Raw genomic sequence first — 15449 nt, 5'->3', positions numbered from 1 at the left:
ATCGCCGTTGAACGAAATAGATCAAAGGATGGAATGCGCAATAAATCGGGTGAAATGCACAAACCAAATGGAGGTAGCGGAGAGGGATTGAGAGCGGGAAAGATGTCTATTGCAGCAACCCAAAAGATTCCGCGATCACAGCATAGGTTTTTGCGTGTTCCTCTTTCTTGCTTTTGAGCGTCCAGGCCATGATCATATACACATTTTCCGGTCCCTCGACGAACGTCAGGAAATAGGAGATTTCCTGATCAACGCCATCCACATGTGCGTCCATGTCCACTTGTTGGGCATCAAGACCGTTTATTTTCAATGACCTGGGCGAAGATTGTGTGTTGACCCGCATCCGTTCATTGAAAAGTTGCAGTTGGATGTCCCTGTAATTTTCTATCAGCGAGAGATTTTCGTCATAGCTGTCCAGTTCCTTGAAAAGATCCATAAACTCATCCTTGGGTTCGTCAATGATAATGGTATAAGCCTCTTTGAACAGGTTTTGGTATTGAAGCGAGGCCTCATCGTTCAGGCCAGTGGTGCTCTTCATGAACCTTGGGATGTCTATTTGGTACCTGTCATTTACCACAACGGTGGTGAAATCCTCAGGTTTGGGCTCCGAACTGGATTTTTTTGTCTTGAAATCGATGCAGGACGTAAACGATAGGCTTACGAACAACAGGAGGGCCATTTTTTTCATAAGGATGGTTTAGTGGTGTATTAGCTTTGGGACGAATATAAGGTTTAATTGTTTTTCAAAAACAAAAGGCCCCGATCGGGGCCTTTGAATGTACTTTTGATACATGCTCAATCCTGTAAGGGCTTATGTGTGCTGATGGAAATTCGGTTCCAGGCATTGATGGTCACAATGGCCATGACAATCTGTGCGAAATAATGTTCATCAAAGAGTTGGACAGCTCGATTGTAGGTTTCTTGGCTCAGCCCCTCTTGGTGCACCAAGGTGATTTCTTCCGTCATTTTTAAAATGATTTGTTCCTCTTCGGAATAGAGCTCAGTGTCCCACCAGGCATCCAACAGGAACAACCGTTGGGGATCTACACCCATTTTTAGGGCATCCTTGGTATGCATGTTGATACAGAAAGCGCATCCGTTGAGTTGGGAGGCCCTAATCTTGATCAATTCATAATGGATTATGTCCAGTTGGCTCTGTTGGATGTATTTTTCCAGTCCGAACATGGCCTTGAAAGCCAAAGGTTCCGCCACATCAATTTGAATTCTTTTTTCCATCTTTTTCTGTTTTTGGATTGTTGATGCGAAGGTAGGCCAGGGGCTGTCCCTAGAACTTAAACTGGTTTAAGAACGCTTTTTTGCTCGGATCTCGCTCACATATTCAGGAGTGAGTCCCAAAAAGGAAGCAATCAGGTATTGTGGCACTCGCTGGGCAAATGTTGGGTAATGCTCCACGAAATGTAAATAGATATCTTCTTTGGAAAAATCGGATAGGTATTTCGTTCTCATCAGGGACGCCCCATAAGCGGTCTGGTAGATCATCCTGAAATAGCGTTCCAGTTTTGGATATTTTTCGAGTAACCGTTCCTGTTGGTCCAGACTGATGGAGAGCACTTCACTTTTCTCCACGGCTTGGATGGAAAAGTCCGTATTTCCCTTGTTTTGGAACGCCAAAAAATCCGTCAACCACCAGTTTTCCAAAGCAAATTGCACAGTACGTTCCACCCCTTTTTCATTGACGAAGTACATGTGCATGCAACCTTTCAGGACCACATGGGCATGGGTGCATGGACCCCCGGCATGCATCAAGATTTCCTTTTTGGCCAGATTGCGTTCTTCAAAAAAGGAAAGTATATCGCCAAACTCTTCTTTCGATACGGCCACATACTGGCATAAGTGCCCAAAAAATGACTCAAGCGTTGCCCTTTTCATGAAAATGGTTTTTGGAACGGACAAGTTACGTAGGAAAATGGAAAATGGTCGTGGATAAGATGAGCATCATCACTTTTGTTAAAACAATACCCATTATTTTACACTTAATGGAGGTATTGTTTGTCTATACAAATTTTATGGCAAAAATGATTTCTTGATTTCTGATTTTAACCATAATTAACACAGACTATTTGTTGGAGAAACTTCGGTGACCTAGTTTTGTTGCCCAAATGAAAAAGGCATTCAACTTATATTTTCTTCCCCTATGCGTCCTTTTGTTGGGAGGGTTCATCAATCTGTATGCGGATTCGCAGTATGATTCTGAGCCGGAGAATGCCTGTGTCATCCAGTACGAACAAGACCAATGTCCAGCCTCTTCCATCGGATGGCAACATTTGGAACAGGAGAAAAAACACTATGCCGAGACCGAGGTAGGTGAGAAAGAGGAAAAGGACGAAGAAACTTCTTCATACAATTCAGATTTTGGACATGGCAGTTATTTGACTGCCTTTTTTTATGTTCCCATCGGCGAACAGTATACCAGTGAACTTGGAACAAATCCTAGGCATTTGGCCTTGGATTCCAGCATCGTTGATCTTAAGCGACATATTAGGTTCCAAGTTTTTAGAATTTAGCATTTCCTTTTAATGGGAAGACCCGATTTCCACGGTTTTCCCTTCCAAGCCCAACTGGGCCATTTTCATTGACCGGGCAATCCCATCACGACGATAGGGATTTCCTAAAGTACATCACACAAATCAATTTCTAAACCAGTAAAAACCATGAGGAAAGTTACCATCTTCCTTGGCATGCTTGTGTTGCTTTGTTATACAAGTTGCGAATCCAAAAAACACGAAAAAAAGGACGAAACCAAGTACCTCGTTTCCAGTCCTATCCAAAAGGACACCTCCATCACCAAAGATTATGTCTGCCAGATCCACTCCATTAGGCACATTGAGCTAAGGGCCTTGGAAAAAGGATATCTACAGCACATTTATGTGGATGAGGGCCAGTTTGTAAAAAAAGGCCAACAAATGTTCCACATCATGCCCAATGTCTATCAGGCCGATCTCCAAAAGGCCAAGGCAGAGGCCGAAGTCGCCGAAATTGAATTCAAGAACACCCAACTTTTGGCGGACGGCAACGTGGTCTCATCCAACGAACTGGCCATGGCCAAAGCTGAATTTGACAGGGCCAAGGCCGAAGTGGCCCTCGCAGAGACCCATTTGGGCTTTACGGACATCCGCGCCCCATTTGATGGCATCATGGACCACCTTGAAGCTAGGGAGGGAAGCCTTTTGGACGAAGGGGAGTTGTTGACCACCCTGTCCGACAACAGCAAAATGTGGGTCTATTTCAATGTGCCCGAGGCCGAATACCTGGATTACATCACCAGTGCAAAAAAGGACAAAAAGCAAGAGGTGGAACTTTTGATGGCAAACAACAAAAAATTCAATCAACCCGGTGTTGTGGAAACCATTGAGGGGGAATTCAACAACGAGACAGGGAACATTGCTTTCCGGGCCACATTCGATAATCCAGATAGGATCCTTCGCCATGGAGAGACCGGGAGCATTTTGATGACCGTTCCCCTAAAAAATGTCCTGCTCATTCCACAAAAGGCCACTTTTGAGGTGTTGGACAAAAAGTACGTATTCGTTATCGACAAGGATGACAAGGTGCGCCAACGCGAAGTAACGATCGGGGCCGAGCTACAGCACCTCTTTGTGGTGGAAAAGGGATTGTCCAAGGATGACAAGGTCTTGTTGGAAGGCATCCGTATGGTCAAGAACGGCGAGAAGATCCATTATGTGTTCGAGAAACCGGACAAGATCTTGACGAGCCTGGACCTGTACGCAGAATAACAACCTAAAAATCTTCAGACAAGATGTTCAAAAAATTTATCCATAGGCCAGTATTGGCCATTGTGATCTCGGTGATCATTGTGTTCACGGGGCTGCTTGCCATCAAGCAATTGCCCATTTCACAGTTTCCGCAGATCGCTCCAACAACCGTAAACATATTCATTGCCTACCCTGGTGCCAGTGCCGACGTATTGGTGAAATCGACCTTGATTCCTTTGGAAACGGCGATCAACGGGGTGCAGGGCATGCGTTATATCGCTTCCGATGCCACCAGTGCCGGGGAAGGAACCGTTCGTATCATTTTTGAACCGGGCACGGACCCCAACGAAGCAGTGGTACGGGTCAAAACGCGGGTTGACCAGGTGATGCCCTTGTTGCCCGATCTGGTGCAGCGGGAAGGGGTGATCATTACCCCGGTAATTCCCAGCATGCTGATGTACGTAAACCTCTATAGCAAGGAGGACAATGCAGATGAGCTGTTCCTGTACAACTATGCCTACACCAAAATGATTCCTGAAATCCAAAGGATCAATGGTATTGCCACTGCCCAAATTTTGGGAAGTAGAAAGTTTGCTATGCGAATTTGGTTGAAACCGGATCGTATGCGGGCCTATAGTGTGTCTGCAGAAGAAATCTTGGAGGCGATGGAAGAGCAGAGTATCATTGCCCGTCCCGGTAGATTGGGACAGAGTTCAGGTAAAAATGCCCAATCCCTGGAGTATGTGTTGGTCTACCAAGACCGATATAGTGAACCCGAGCAGTACAAGGATATTATTATTAAAGCCAATGAGGAAGGGGAAATCCTAAAATTGGGCGATCTGGCCGATGTGGAGCTCGGTAGTGAGTTTTTCGATATTTATTCCAATTTGGATGGAAGACCTTCTGCTTCCATTGTGTTAAAACAAACGTTTGGTAGCAATGGTAGTGAGGTGATCAAGGAGGTAAAAGCAAAATTGAAAGAATTGGAAGCCGATCTTCCACCCGGCATGGACTACCAGATCAGTTACGACGTATCCAACTTCTTGGACGCTTCCATAGACCAAGTGCTCCATACACTGCGTGATGCGTTCATTTTGGTGGCCATTGTGGTGTTCCTCTTCTTGGGGGATTGGCGCTCAACCCTCATCCCGATCATTGCGGTGCCCGTATCGTTGATCGGTGCCTTCTTTGTGATGCAATTGTTCGGACTGTCCATCAACCTGATTACACTCTTTGCCTTGGTTTTGGCCATTGGTATTGTGGTGGACAACGCCATTGTGGTGGTGGAAGCGGTGCACGTGAAGATGCACGAAGAAAACCTCACGCCGTACAAGGCATCCTATGAAGTTTTAGGGGAAATTGGGGGAGCCATCATCGCCATTACTTTAGTAATGACCTCCGTGTTCATCCCCATTTCGTTCATGACGGGACCAGTTGGGGTCTTCTACCGACAGTTTTCCATCACCATGGCGGGATCTATCGTGATTTCTGCCATTGTCGCATTGACATTGACCCCGGTACTCTGTGCCATGATGTTGAAGAGCACCCATGGCAAGGAACGGAGGAAATCCCCTGTGAACCGTTTTATCGATTGGTTCAATGGCAAGTTTGAAAAACTTACCGGAAGATATGTGGGCGTTTTGAACAAGATCGTAAACCGAAGGGTGGTCACTTTTGGAATCCTTTTGGCGTTCTGCGCGGGAATCTTTTTTACCAATCAAGTGTTGCCTGCCGGATTTATCCCCAATGAGGACCAAGGAATGATCTACGCCATCATCCAGACCCCTCCCGGTGCTACCTTGGAGCGTACCAATGCCGTGGCACGAAAACTTCAGGAAATCTGCGAAGAGACCGAGGGGGTGGAATCTGTTTCGTCCTTGGCCGGATATGAGATCATGACCGAGGGTAGGGGTTCCAATGCCGGTACCTGTCTTATCAACCTAAAACCGTGGTCCGAACGGGAGCATACCGTACACGAGATCATGGAAGAATTAGAGGAAGAAACCAAAGACCTGGGAGCGGTCATAGAATACTTTGAGCCCCCCGCCGTTCCTGGGTTTGGTTCTTCCGGTGGTTTCGCCATGCGTTTGTTGGACAAGACGAACGGTACCGATTACCACGAGTTTGAAAAGGTGAACAATGACTTTATGGACGCCCTAAGGCAACGTAAGGAGTTGACAGGTCTGTTTACCTTCTACGCGGCCAATTATCCGCAGTATGAGCTGAAAATCAACAATAAGGCAGCCATGCAGAAGGGTGTTTCCATAGGAAAAGCCATGGAAAACCTGAACATCCTCATCGGTAGTACCTATGAGCAAGGGTTCATCCGTTTCGGTCGATTCTTTAAGGTATATACCCAGGCCGCACCCGAATATCGGGCATTGCCATCGGATTTGGAGAAACTTTTTGTGAAGAATGAAGAGGGTGAAATGGTGCCTTATTCCGCATTTATGACGATGGAAAAGCGATTGGGTCCCAATGAGATCACCCGTTACAACCTCTACAACTCAGCCGCGATCAATGGTCTGCCCGCCAAGGGGTACACTACGGGCGATGCCATCGATGCCATTAAGGAAGTGGCGGCACAGACCCTGCCCCGTGGCTACGATATTGCCTGGGAAGGATTGTCTTTCGATGAGGCGCAGCGCGGTAATGAGTCGCTCTACATTTTCATCGTGGTACTGATCTTCGTGTATTTGGTATTGGCAGCCCAGTACGAAAGCTTCTTGCTCCCGATGGCCGTTATCCTTTCCTTGCCCGTTGGGGTATTTGGTTCCTTCTTCCTGTTGAAGGTGATGGGATTGGCCAATGACGTGTATGCACAGATCGGTGTGATCATGTTGGTGGGACTTCTGGGTAAAAATGCGGTTTTGATCGTGGAATTTGCCGTTCAGAAACACCGACAAGGCGCCACGATCTTGGAAGCCGCCATTGAAGGTTCCAAGCAGCGTTTCCGACCTATTTTGATGACATCCTTTGCCTTTATCGCCGGATTGATCCCCTTGGTGGTCGCTTCAGGTGCCGGAGCCATCGGTAACCGTACCATTGGCGGTTCAGCACTGGGAGGGATGCTCATCGGAACTATTTTCGGGGTATTGTTGATCCCTGGATTGTATTTTGTGTTTGCCAAGATGTCCGAAGGCAAGAGCCTTATCAAGGATGAGCATGACGAACCGATTTCCGAAGAATTCTTCAAGGAGAGTAAACTACGTGCACGCTTGCGAGAGGTGAACAAACTGTTGAAAAAAATGACCACACGAAATGGAAACAAAAAGAAAAAAGGTGACGACGATGAAGAATAGTAAATCAATAGTGATAGGCATTCTCGCAGTAGTGGCACTATATTCTTGTGTGCCCACCCGCGAGATCAGGGACGAGAACACGGCTGTTCCCGAGCAGTACCGAAACCAGTCCACGGACACCGTGAACTCGGGGTTGGTGCAATGGAAGGAGTTTTTCAAAGATCCCAACCTGATTGCCTTGATCGATACGGCCTTGGTGAAAAACCAGGAATTAAACATCATGTTACAACAAGTGGACATGTCCAAGAACGTGATTCGGGCCAAAACCGGGGAATATTTGCCCTTTGTCAACTTTCAGGCCGGTGCCGAAGTGGAAAAAGTAGGCGAGTATACCCGCAATGGCGCCGTGGAGAAGAACCTCGAAGTGAAGGAAGGGGAAGAATTTCCCGAACCTTTGACCAATTATGGTCTGGGTGCCTTTGCCACTTGGGAACTCGATGTTTGGAAGAAGCTTCGCAATGAGAAAAAGGCGGCCGTGTACGAATACCTGTCCAGCGTGGAAGGGAAGAATTTCATGGTCACCAATTTGGTAGCTGAGATTGCGGATTCGTATTATGAACTGATGGCCTTGGACAACCAATTGGCCATCATCGACCAAAACTTGGAAATCCAACAGAACGCCCTCAATATGGTGAAACTCCAGAAGCAGGCGGCACGTGCCACCGAATTGGCGGTACAGCGTTTTCAGGCGGAAGTGTTGAAGAACCAAAGTCATAAATATGAAATCCAACAGGAGATTGTGGAGACCGAGAACAAACTCAATTTCTTGATCGGTAGGTCACCACAGCATATCAATCGTACTTCAGATAATTTTATTGATACCCCGATTGATCAATTGTATGCAGGAATTCCATCACAATTGTTGCAGAACCGTCCCGATGTGCGCCAAGCTGAATTGGAATTGGCAGCGGCCAAATTGGACACCAAAGCGGCCAAGGCCAGTTTTTATCCGCAGTTTACCATCAAAGCGGGTGTGGGGTTGGAAGCATTCGACACCAAATATTTGACCACCACGCCAGAATCCGTTCTGTATTCGGTAATGGGTGATATGGTGGCGCCCCTGATCAACAGAAATGCGATCAAAGCGCAGTATCTAAATGCTACGGACAGGCAGTTGCAGGCGGTGTACGAATATGAAAAGGCCATTTTGAATGCTTATATCGAAGTGGCCAACCAGTTGTCCAATATCGACAATTTGAAAAAGAGCTATGAATTGAAAGACGGTCAAGTGCAGGCCCTGACCCAATCCATTGACCTTTCCACGCGTTTGTTCCAATCCGCACGAGTGGAATATATCGAGGTGCTTTTGGCACAGCGGGAGGCCTTGGAGTCCAAAATGGAGCTTGTGGAGACCAAAAAAGACCAGTTGTTGGCCCAGGTAAAGATGTACCGGTCTTTGGGCGGCGGCTGGAATTAAGGATTCCAAATCAGCTTGGCCTACTGTATTGGCTATTGTTTTACCCAAAGGAAAGCCCATTTACATTTGTAAATGGGCTTTTTCAATATGATTTCTGTGCTTTAAGGGCTATTCATCATTCAGTGAATCAATCCCTTGATCTTTTAAGTGTTCAAGATGTCCCTTCATGGCATTGACCTGCTGGGGCGGATGTCCTTGCCAGATAGTAATTTCACCCACCACCTTGAAAGGATGGGTGGAACGATACGATTTAGTAGGATTTCCAGGAAATTTCTGATCGGTCAAATCCGGATCATCCTCAATTTTTCCGGTGGGTTCCACCAGATAAATCCGCTCACGACCTTCTCCCAAAGCGAGCTCGGCACCCCAGATGGCAGCATCCAAAGTAGCGGTCAGAAAGATGTACTTGGCATTTTTCCGCTGACCAAAGTTTGAATTATACCCAGGTTCGATGGTGTCACCGATTTTCAAGTCAGCCTTAGTGCCGTGAAAATAGGTTTGGGCAAAAGGAGTTTGAGCTGTTCTTTGATTTTTTTCGTCTTGTCCCAATGTGTGGCTTTTATCTCTTTTGTAGGTTGAATACAGTTCCCGCGGGATCTTGGATCCAGTGCATGTTTTGTGGGATTTCCTCGATTTCGTCACAAGTTTCCACTCCGTTCTGTTCTAGATAATTTGTTGCTTCTTCCACATCAGGAACAGTAAGTTGCAACCAAGTTTCTGAATGTGTATAGTTGTCCACACAATCCAACCATATGATATTGTTGCCAAATTTCACCTCATGTGTTCTTGAAACCGTTGGGTTGTCAATGGGTTTTTCCTCTACTTCCAATTTTAAAATATCCCTATAAAAAGCAACTGTCTTGTCGTATTTACTTTTTGGGATTTTTATGGCAATATTGATGCCTGCTTCAAATTTTGGGCTCATTTGTATTTATAAGGTTTATGGCCACCAAGAGGAGCAAGGTGACGAGTGATTTTTTTACTAGGATGGGATTAGTAAGTTTTTGATTTCTAAAAATACGAAATAATTCCTCTTAAAATTGAAGAAGAATAAAGATGGTCAGTAAGTAGTGGTCATGTTGCTGTCCACACAGATGATAAAATCCGCAATACCCATGTTTTCGGCTTCCAATTGGTGCACATCGTCCTGCATCACGGTGGAAATGGTCCCGTACTGCAAATCGGGGCGGTCTTTTTTCAGGTACCACACAATGCCTTCATAGTCGTTGGAGTGGTAGGCTCCGTTGTAGTGGAGGAACATACTACCTTCCTTGTAATTTTTTAAGATGAAATGTGCCATGGTAGCATCTTTGATGGCCTGGGCCATTACTATGGAAGGTGTGGCATGGTCGCCCATCATGGCCAACATGTTCTTATATCCGGGCAGTTCCGGGTCGTAAGCGATCGGTAAGGGGGCTATCCATGACTTTTCCTCTTGGGTAAGGGTGTCCAACGCTTGAAAACCACCTCCTTTGTAAACCAGACTGGCGTAGCGACGGGGTACATTGGAGGCCACAAAGACCAGTTTTTTGTCCTTGGCGAAATCCACCAAAGGAGCATAATCAGTTTTGTGGTTGTTCCACAGTCGGGCGGTGGAATCCAAGGCCTTGTAGTCGATGGTGCCTGCCAGATAGGCGTCCAATTCATCCTGATTGTCGGCCTCGATCATTTCGGCACCGAGAATGAGCGGCCTTTTGGCATAAAGGTCGGAAGTGAGCTCGTACTGCAACCAATGTGAAATAGGGTTGTTGTGCAGTTCCCCAAAGAGGACCATGTCCTTTTTCTCCAAGCTTTTCACCATTTTTTCATAGGACACCTTTTTGCCTTTGGCATTGTAGATGATATAGGGTGCTTTTTGGGCGTAACCAAAGGTTAGGCATAGAGTGAAGACTATTGAGAAAAAGATTTTGTTCATTGTAAGTATTGATAATTGATCATTAATCATTAATTGTCCTCCCACTCCGTATGAAAAATCCCTTCACGGTCCACGCGCTCATAGGTGTGTGAACCAAAATAATCGCGTTGCGCCTGAATCAAATTCAACGGCAATCGGCTGCTGGTATAGGCATCAAAATAGGTGAGGGCATTGGAGAGTCCCGCCAAAGGAATCCCGTTCAAGGCCCCATAGGCCGTGATTTGCCGTGCGGCTGCCACGGTTTCTTTCACCTTTTCCACAAAGGAAGGGGAGAGCAATAGGTTTTCCAATTTTTCATTGGCTTGATAAGCATCGGTAATGTCTGCCAACAAAGCGGCGCGGATGATACAACCTGCCCGCCAGATTTTGGCAATTTCACCTAGTTCCAGTTCGTAGCCGTATTCCTTGGAGGCGTCGGCCAATTGGTGCATGCCCTGCGCATAGGTGATGATAAAGGCAAAATACAATGCTTGTTCTGCTTTGGAGATAAAATCGGCTTTTTCCACCACGTTGGGCGTTGGGCGGTCATACAGTTTGTCTGCTTTGATGCGTTCGTCCTTTAAGGCGGAAAGTTCCCGCATGCTCACCGCTACATCGATAGTGGGCACGGGAATACCGAGGTCCATGGCATTTTGAGAGGTCCATTTCCCGGTTCCCTTTTGTTTGGCCTTGTCCAAGATCTTGTCCACGAGTTCGCCATCGCCCAAATCGTCTTTTTGCTCAAAGATTTCAGAAGTGATCTCCACCAAAAAGGATTGCAACCTACCTTCGTTCCATTTGGCAAAAGTTTGGTGCAGTTCCGCATTGGAGAGTCCGCCTGCTTTTTTCAGCAGGTCATAGATTTCCGAGGTGAGTTGCATCAACCCGTATTCGATGCCGTTGTGCACCATTTTCACATAGTTTCCTGCTGATTTTGGACCCAGATAGGCCACACAGGGCTCACCTTTGTATTTGGCGGAAACGGCCTCAAAAATGGGTTTTACATGTTGGTAGGCTTCTCTGGACCCTCCGGGCATGATACTTGGACCACGTCGGGCCCCTTTGGCTCCCCCGGACACCCCGGCTCCAAAAAAGTTGATGCCTTTTCCCTTTAAATAGGCCTCACGACGGTCGGTATCCGTAAAAAAGGAGTTTCCCCCGTCGATGATGATATCCCCTTTGTCCAAATAAATCGACAAATTTTCAATGACGATGTCCACCACTTTTCCGGCCGGTACCAAAAGCATGATCTTTCGGGGTGTGGTCAGGGCATTTACGAAGGTTTTTACATCGGTGGAAGCGTTAACTTTGTCCGTATTGCCCCCTTCTGTGATCAAAGCTGTCACTTTTTCCTCATCCAAATCGTTACCAAAAGCGGTAAATCCATTATCGGCCACATTCAGAATAAAATTGCGTCCCATTACCCCAAGGCCCACAAGGCCAAAATCATACGTGTCTGCCATTTTGTTTTTTTATCTTCTTTCGTTGTTAAGACAACCCTAAGGATGCCCTTTCTTGAATTACGAACCTAAAATAAACCTTATATTCGTCATGCTCAAAAAATAAACGGCTTCATTGGGATAACCATTGAAGGTGATTGGATCCAATCCACCAGAAACCAAAAAAGATGATGAAAAAGACCGAAAACCAGATGCTCGTAATTTTTGGGGCATCGGGAGATCTCACTGCTAGAAAACTGATTCCAGCCCTTTTTAACCTATACGTTGCCAATCACCTGCCCAAAAATTTTGTGGTCTTGGGGGTGAGCCGTAGTGAACTTACTGATAAAACCTTCCGTGACCGTGTGGTTTACGAAAGTGATTATCTGAAGGAAAAGACCAAGAAACTGGGTAAGGATGAAATCAAAGGATTCGCCGACAAGCTTTTTTATGAAGATTTGGGCAATAGCTATGATACCGATTACAAAAGTCTGCGCAAACGTGTGGAAGAATTGAAGACGGCCCATGAAACTTCTGGGAACATTATTTATTACCTGTCCACGCCGCCTACCTTGTACGAGACCGTGGCACATAACCTGGCCGATGCTGGAATGAACACCCAAAAGAATGGCTGGAAACGTCTGATCGTGGAAAAACCTTTTGGCTATAGTTTGGAAACGGCCAAAAAACTGAATAAAGGACTCCATCAATATTTTACGGAACCCCAGATATACCGCATAGATCACTATTTGGGTAAGGAGACCGTGCAAAACCTTTTGGTGACGCGGTTTGCCAACAGCATTTTTGAACCGCTTTGGAACCGAAATTATATCGAGCATGTGGAAATTACCAATGCCGAAAGTGTTGGAGTGGAAAAACGGGGTGGTTATTACGACAAATCCGGTGCATTGCGTGACATGTTCCAGAACCACTTGCTTCAGATTGTATCGTTGGTGGTCATGGAGCCACCTATTGGGGCAGAAGCGGAGGAAATCCGAAATGAAAAGGTGAAAGCCTTGAAATCCCTCAGGGTAATGACGGATGAAAAAGTACTTTTCGAAAACACCATACGGGCGCAATATGTAGAATCCGTGGTAAATGGAGAAAAGGTAAAAGGCTATAGGGAAGAAGATGGGGTGGACCCCAATTCAACTACGGAGACCTACGCCGCGATCAAGTTTTATGTGGACAATTGGCGTTGGCACGGAGTGCCCTTTTATGTACGGACGGCCAAACGGATGCCCACCAAGGCAACCGAAGTGGTCATCCATTTTAAGGAACCACACCACCAAATCTTCAACGAGCAGGGGATGCACCGCAAAGACAATAAACTCATTATCAGAATACAGCCTGATGAAGGTATTCTGATCAAGTTTGGGGTGAAAGTCCCAGGACAAGGATTTAGGGTGGAAAGGGCCAATCTCGATTTTTATTATTCAAGTTTGGCCGAAACCTATGTGATGGAAGCCTATGAACGCCTTTTGTTGGATGCCATGCAGGGCGATGCCACTTTGTACGCCCGTGCCGATGAGGTAGAAGCTGCTTGGGAATTTGTGGACCCCATTCTCAATTATTGGCAAAATGGGAAGGATGTTCGCATGTACGGCTATGCCGCTGGTGTTTGGGGCCCTGAAAATGCTGATGATCTTTTTGATGGAAAAGGATTCTGGCGAAACCCAGGGGAGAACTTGGCCGATGATCCGGGGTATTGTGTGATTTGTTAGAAGTCGGAAGTGAAGGTTGGAGATGTTGGGAACACAAAAGATATTTACATGGAAATAAAAATATATAAAGACAAAAACGAAGTCGCTGAGCAGTTTTCAGCCTATTTTGTGGAAAAAGCGGGAGAACATGAGGCTTTTCATGTGGCACTTTCCGGAGGGAGCACCCCCAAGATCGTGTTCGATGTGCTGGCCCAAAACTTTGCCGATAAAGTGGACTGGACCAAAGTGCATTTTTATTGGGGCGATGAGCGTTGTGTGCCCCCAACGGATGATGAGAGCAATTACAAAATGACCGTGGAACATCTCTTTTCCAAGATTGATCTGCCCCACGAAAACATCAACCGTATTTTGGGTGAAAAGGATCCCGAAGGTGAGGCGATGCGCTATGCCAATCTGCTTGAAATTGATTTGGATCGAGTGGGGGAAGTGCCCCAATTCGATTTGGTGATCTTGGGTATGGGCGATGATGGGCATACGGCTTCCATTTTCCCCCATCAAATTGAGCTTTGGGATGCCGCGGACCATTGCGTGGTGGCGACACACCCCGATTCTGGCCAGAAACGGGTGTCCATCAATGGGAAAGTGATCAACACGGCCAAGGAAGTGGCCTTTTTGGTCACAGGAGCATCAAAAGCGGAAAAAGTGGAGGCCATCATTGAAAAAACGGAAGGGTCAGAAGTGTATCCGGCATCGTTGGTCAACCCAAAATCAGGAAAATTGGTTTGGTTTTTGGATGAGGAGGCCGCGGTCCAACTCAATCAAAATCCATCGTAACGTTCTCCCCTTGTAGGAATTCCAGAAAATCGTTTACCTTAAAATTGGCCGATTCGTACTTGCTGTCCCGTTGGAAGGCGGATTCTTTCCGTTCCTTGCTGCGGGCAAAACGGCGAATGTCCTGTTTGGTCTTCAAGATTAACCCGGGAACGGTCTTGTTCTTGCCGTCCTTTCCCTTGGCCACCATGGTAAAATAGGAAGAATTGCAGTGTTTTACCTCTCCAGTGGTCACTTTTTCGGATTCCACCCGTACCCCGACCACCATGGAGGTCTTGCCCGTGTAGTTGATGGAGGCCTTTAGCGTGACCAGTTCGCCCACCTCGATGGGGTTCAGGAAATCCACCCGATTCACCGAGGCGGTCACACAATAACTTTGGGAGTGTTTGGAGGCGCAGGCAAAGGCAATCTGGTCCATCAGGTTCAAGATGTGCCCCCCGTGCACTTTGCCCCCAAAATTGGAATGGGAGGGCAGCATCAGTTCGGTGATGGATACCCTGCTTTCCTTGGACGATTTGAATTTTTTCATATTTTGTTGGGATTTAATCCCCTTTGAAAAGGAACAATGGCGGAATGAAATGATCATCAAATATAACCCAAAGCTTAAAGAACTTGCAAGACAATTGCGGAACAATGCCACTAGGTCCGAAGTGCTCTTGTGGCAGAAGTTGAAGAGGGACCAAATGCATGGATATGATTTTCACCGACAAAAGCCAATTGATGAATATATCGTTGATTTCTTCTGTAACAAATTACGACTTGCCATAGAAGTTGATGGTTATTCACATGAAATCGTGGAAGTTTGGGAAAAAGATGTGAAAAAAACGAATCGATTGAACGAACTGGGCATCCATGTACTCCGATTTTCGGACCATCAGGTTTTGAAGGATATGGAGAATGTCCTACGGGAGATAGAGGATTATATTTTGGGTTTTGAAGCGGACGGGTTTACACCTCCCTCTGTCCCTCCTTATTAGGAGGGAAGCACTATTCCCCTCTAAAAAGAGGGGCAAGGGGTATGTCTAGTTTCTAAAAAGAAGTGACTTTTCTTCCTCTACCTCTGTGATAAAATATTTGTTATCGCCCAGCCAGAAAAAGGTGGCGTAGCGTTCCTTATTAGGAGGGAAGCACTATTCCCCTCTAAAAAGAGGGGCAAGGGGTATGTCTA

The 15449-nt window shown here is 46.3% G+C and carries 15 protein-coding genes; 7 read left to right on the top strand and 8 right to left on the bottom strand.

Annotated features, from left to right (window positions below; genetic code table 11):
• Positions 1 to 106: 106 nt before the first annotated feature.
• The 3 genes from FOT42_RS03350 to FOT42_RS03340 all read right to left on the bottom strand — a co-directional run bounded on the left by FOT42_RS03350 (position 107) and on the right by FOT42_RS03340 (position 1890).
• Positions 107 to 688 (bottom strand): hypothetical protein, encoded by a 582-nt coding sequence (locus tag FOT42_RS03350; RefSeq protein WP_151889142.1) that lies wholly within the window; start codon positions 686 to 688, stop codon positions 107 to 109.
• Positions 689 to 795: 107 nt separating this feature from the next.
• Positions 796 to 1236 carry a carboxymuconolactone decarboxylase family protein gene (locus FOT42_RS03345; protein ID WP_151889141.1) on the bottom strand — a complete coding sequence of 147 codons (441 nt, stop codon included), beginning with the start codon at positions 1234 to 1236 and terminating at the stop codon, positions 796 to 798.
• A gap of 66 nt (positions 1237 to 1302) precedes the next feature.
• Positions 1303 to 1890, bottom strand: coding sequence for a Crp/Fnr family transcriptional regulator (locus FOT42_RS03340; protein WP_151889140.1), 588 nt, complete (start codon positions 1888 to 1890; stop codon positions 1303 to 1305).
• Between the two features lie 230 nt (positions 1891 to 2120).
• Here FOT42_RS03340 and FOT42_RS03335 point away from each other — a divergent pair, with 230 nt between their 5' ends.
• The 4 genes from FOT42_RS03335 to FOT42_RS03320 all read left to right on the top strand — a co-directional run bounded on the left by FOT42_RS03335 (position 2121) and on the right by FOT42_RS03320 (position 8453).
• Complete coding sequence (locus FOT42_RS03335; RefSeq protein ID WP_151889139.1) at positions 2121 to 2525, top strand: hypothetical protein; 405 nt, start codon at positions 2121 to 2123, stop codon at positions 2523 to 2525.
• A gap of 147 nt (positions 2526 to 2672) precedes the next feature.
• Positions 2673 to 3755 (top strand): efflux RND transporter periplasmic adaptor subunit, encoded by a 1083-nt coding sequence (locus tag FOT42_RS03330; RefSeq protein WP_151889138.1) that lies wholly within the window; start codon positions 2673 to 2675, stop codon positions 3753 to 3755.
• Between the two features lie 23 nt (positions 3756 to 3778).
• On the top strand, positions 3779 to 7036 hold the full coding sequence (locus tag FOT42_RS03325; protein ID WP_151889137.1) for an efflux RND transporter permease subunit: 3258 nt from the start codon (positions 3779 to 3781) through the stop codon (positions 7034 to 7036).
• Positions 7026 to 8453 (top strand): TolC family protein, encoded by a 1428-nt coding sequence (locus tag FOT42_RS03320; RefSeq protein WP_226789784.1) that lies wholly within the window; start codon positions 7026 to 7028, stop codon positions 8451 to 8453. The genes FOT42_RS03325 and FOT42_RS03320 overlap by 11 nt, the downstream gene beginning before the upstream one ends.
• 108 nt (positions 8454 to 8561) lie before the next feature.
• Here FOT42_RS03320 and arr read toward each other — a convergent pair whose 3' ends face one another.
• The 4 genes from arr to gndA form a co-directional block, all read right to left on the bottom strand.
• Complete coding sequence (gene arr, locus FOT42_RS03315) at positions 8562 to 9002, bottom strand: NAD(+)--rifampin ADP-ribosyltransferase (RefSeq protein ID WP_151889135.1); 441 nt, start codon at positions 9000 to 9002, stop codon at positions 8562 to 8564.
• Positions 9003 to 9012: 10 nt separating this feature from the next.
• Positions 9013 to 9378, bottom strand: a complete 366-nt coding sequence (locus FOT42_RS03310) for a VOC family protein (RefSeq protein WP_151889134.1) — start codon at positions 9376 to 9378, stop codon at positions 9013 to 9015.
• 135 nt (positions 9379 to 9513) lie between these two features.
• Entirely contained in the window at positions 9514 to 10368 is an 855-nt protein-coding gene (locus FOT42_RS03305; RefSeq protein ID WP_151889133.1) for a ChaN family lipoprotein, read from the bottom strand.
• A gap of 29 nt (positions 10369 to 10397) precedes the next feature.
• Positions 10398 to 11810, bottom strand: coding sequence for an NADP-dependent phosphogluconate dehydrogenase (gene gndA / locus FOT42_RS03300; RefSeq protein ID WP_151889132.1), 1413 nt, complete (start codon positions 11808 to 11810; stop codon positions 10398 to 10400).
• Between the two features lie 167 nt (positions 11811 to 11977).
• Here gndA and zwf point away from each other — a divergent pair, with 167 nt between their 5' ends.
• Both zwf and pgl read left to right on the top strand, forming a co-directional pair.
• Positions 11978 to 13510, top strand: a complete 1533-nt coding sequence (zwf, locus tag FOT42_RS03295; protein WP_151889325.1) for a glucose-6-phosphate dehydrogenase — start codon at positions 11978 to 11980, stop codon at positions 13508 to 13510.
• 48 nt (positions 13511 to 13558) lie between these two features.
• Positions 13559 to 14284, top strand: coding sequence for a 6-phosphogluconolactonase (gene pgl / locus FOT42_RS03290; RefSeq protein WP_151889131.1), 726 nt, complete (start codon positions 13559 to 13561; stop codon positions 14282 to 14284).
• On the opposite strand, the gene FOT42_RS03285 is transcribed toward pgl, so the two are convergent.
• Positions 14265 to 14810 (bottom strand): acyl-CoA thioesterase, encoded by a 546-nt coding sequence (locus FOT42_RS03285; RefSeq protein WP_151889130.1) that lies wholly within the window; start codon positions 14808 to 14810, stop codon positions 14265 to 14267. The genes pgl and FOT42_RS03285 overlap by 20 nt on opposite strands.
• Positions 14811 to 14859: 49 nt before the next feature.
• Between FOT42_RS03285 and FOT42_RS03280 the strand changes: the two genes are divergently transcribed.
• Positions 14860 to 15258 (top strand): endonuclease domain-containing protein, encoded by a 399-nt coding sequence (locus tag FOT42_RS03280; RefSeq protein ID WP_151889129.1) that lies wholly within the window; start codon positions 14860 to 14862, stop codon positions 15256 to 15258.
• Positions 15259 to 15449 lie beyond the last annotated feature (191 nt).

The organism is Flagellimonas hadalis (assembly GCF_007785775.2).
GTDB classification, from domain to species: domain Bacteria; phylum Bacteroidota; class Bacteroidia; order Flavobacteriales; family Flavobacteriaceae; genus Flagellimonas; species Flagellimonas hadalis.
This window is presented reverse-complemented; position numbering and strand designations above follow the sequence as displayed.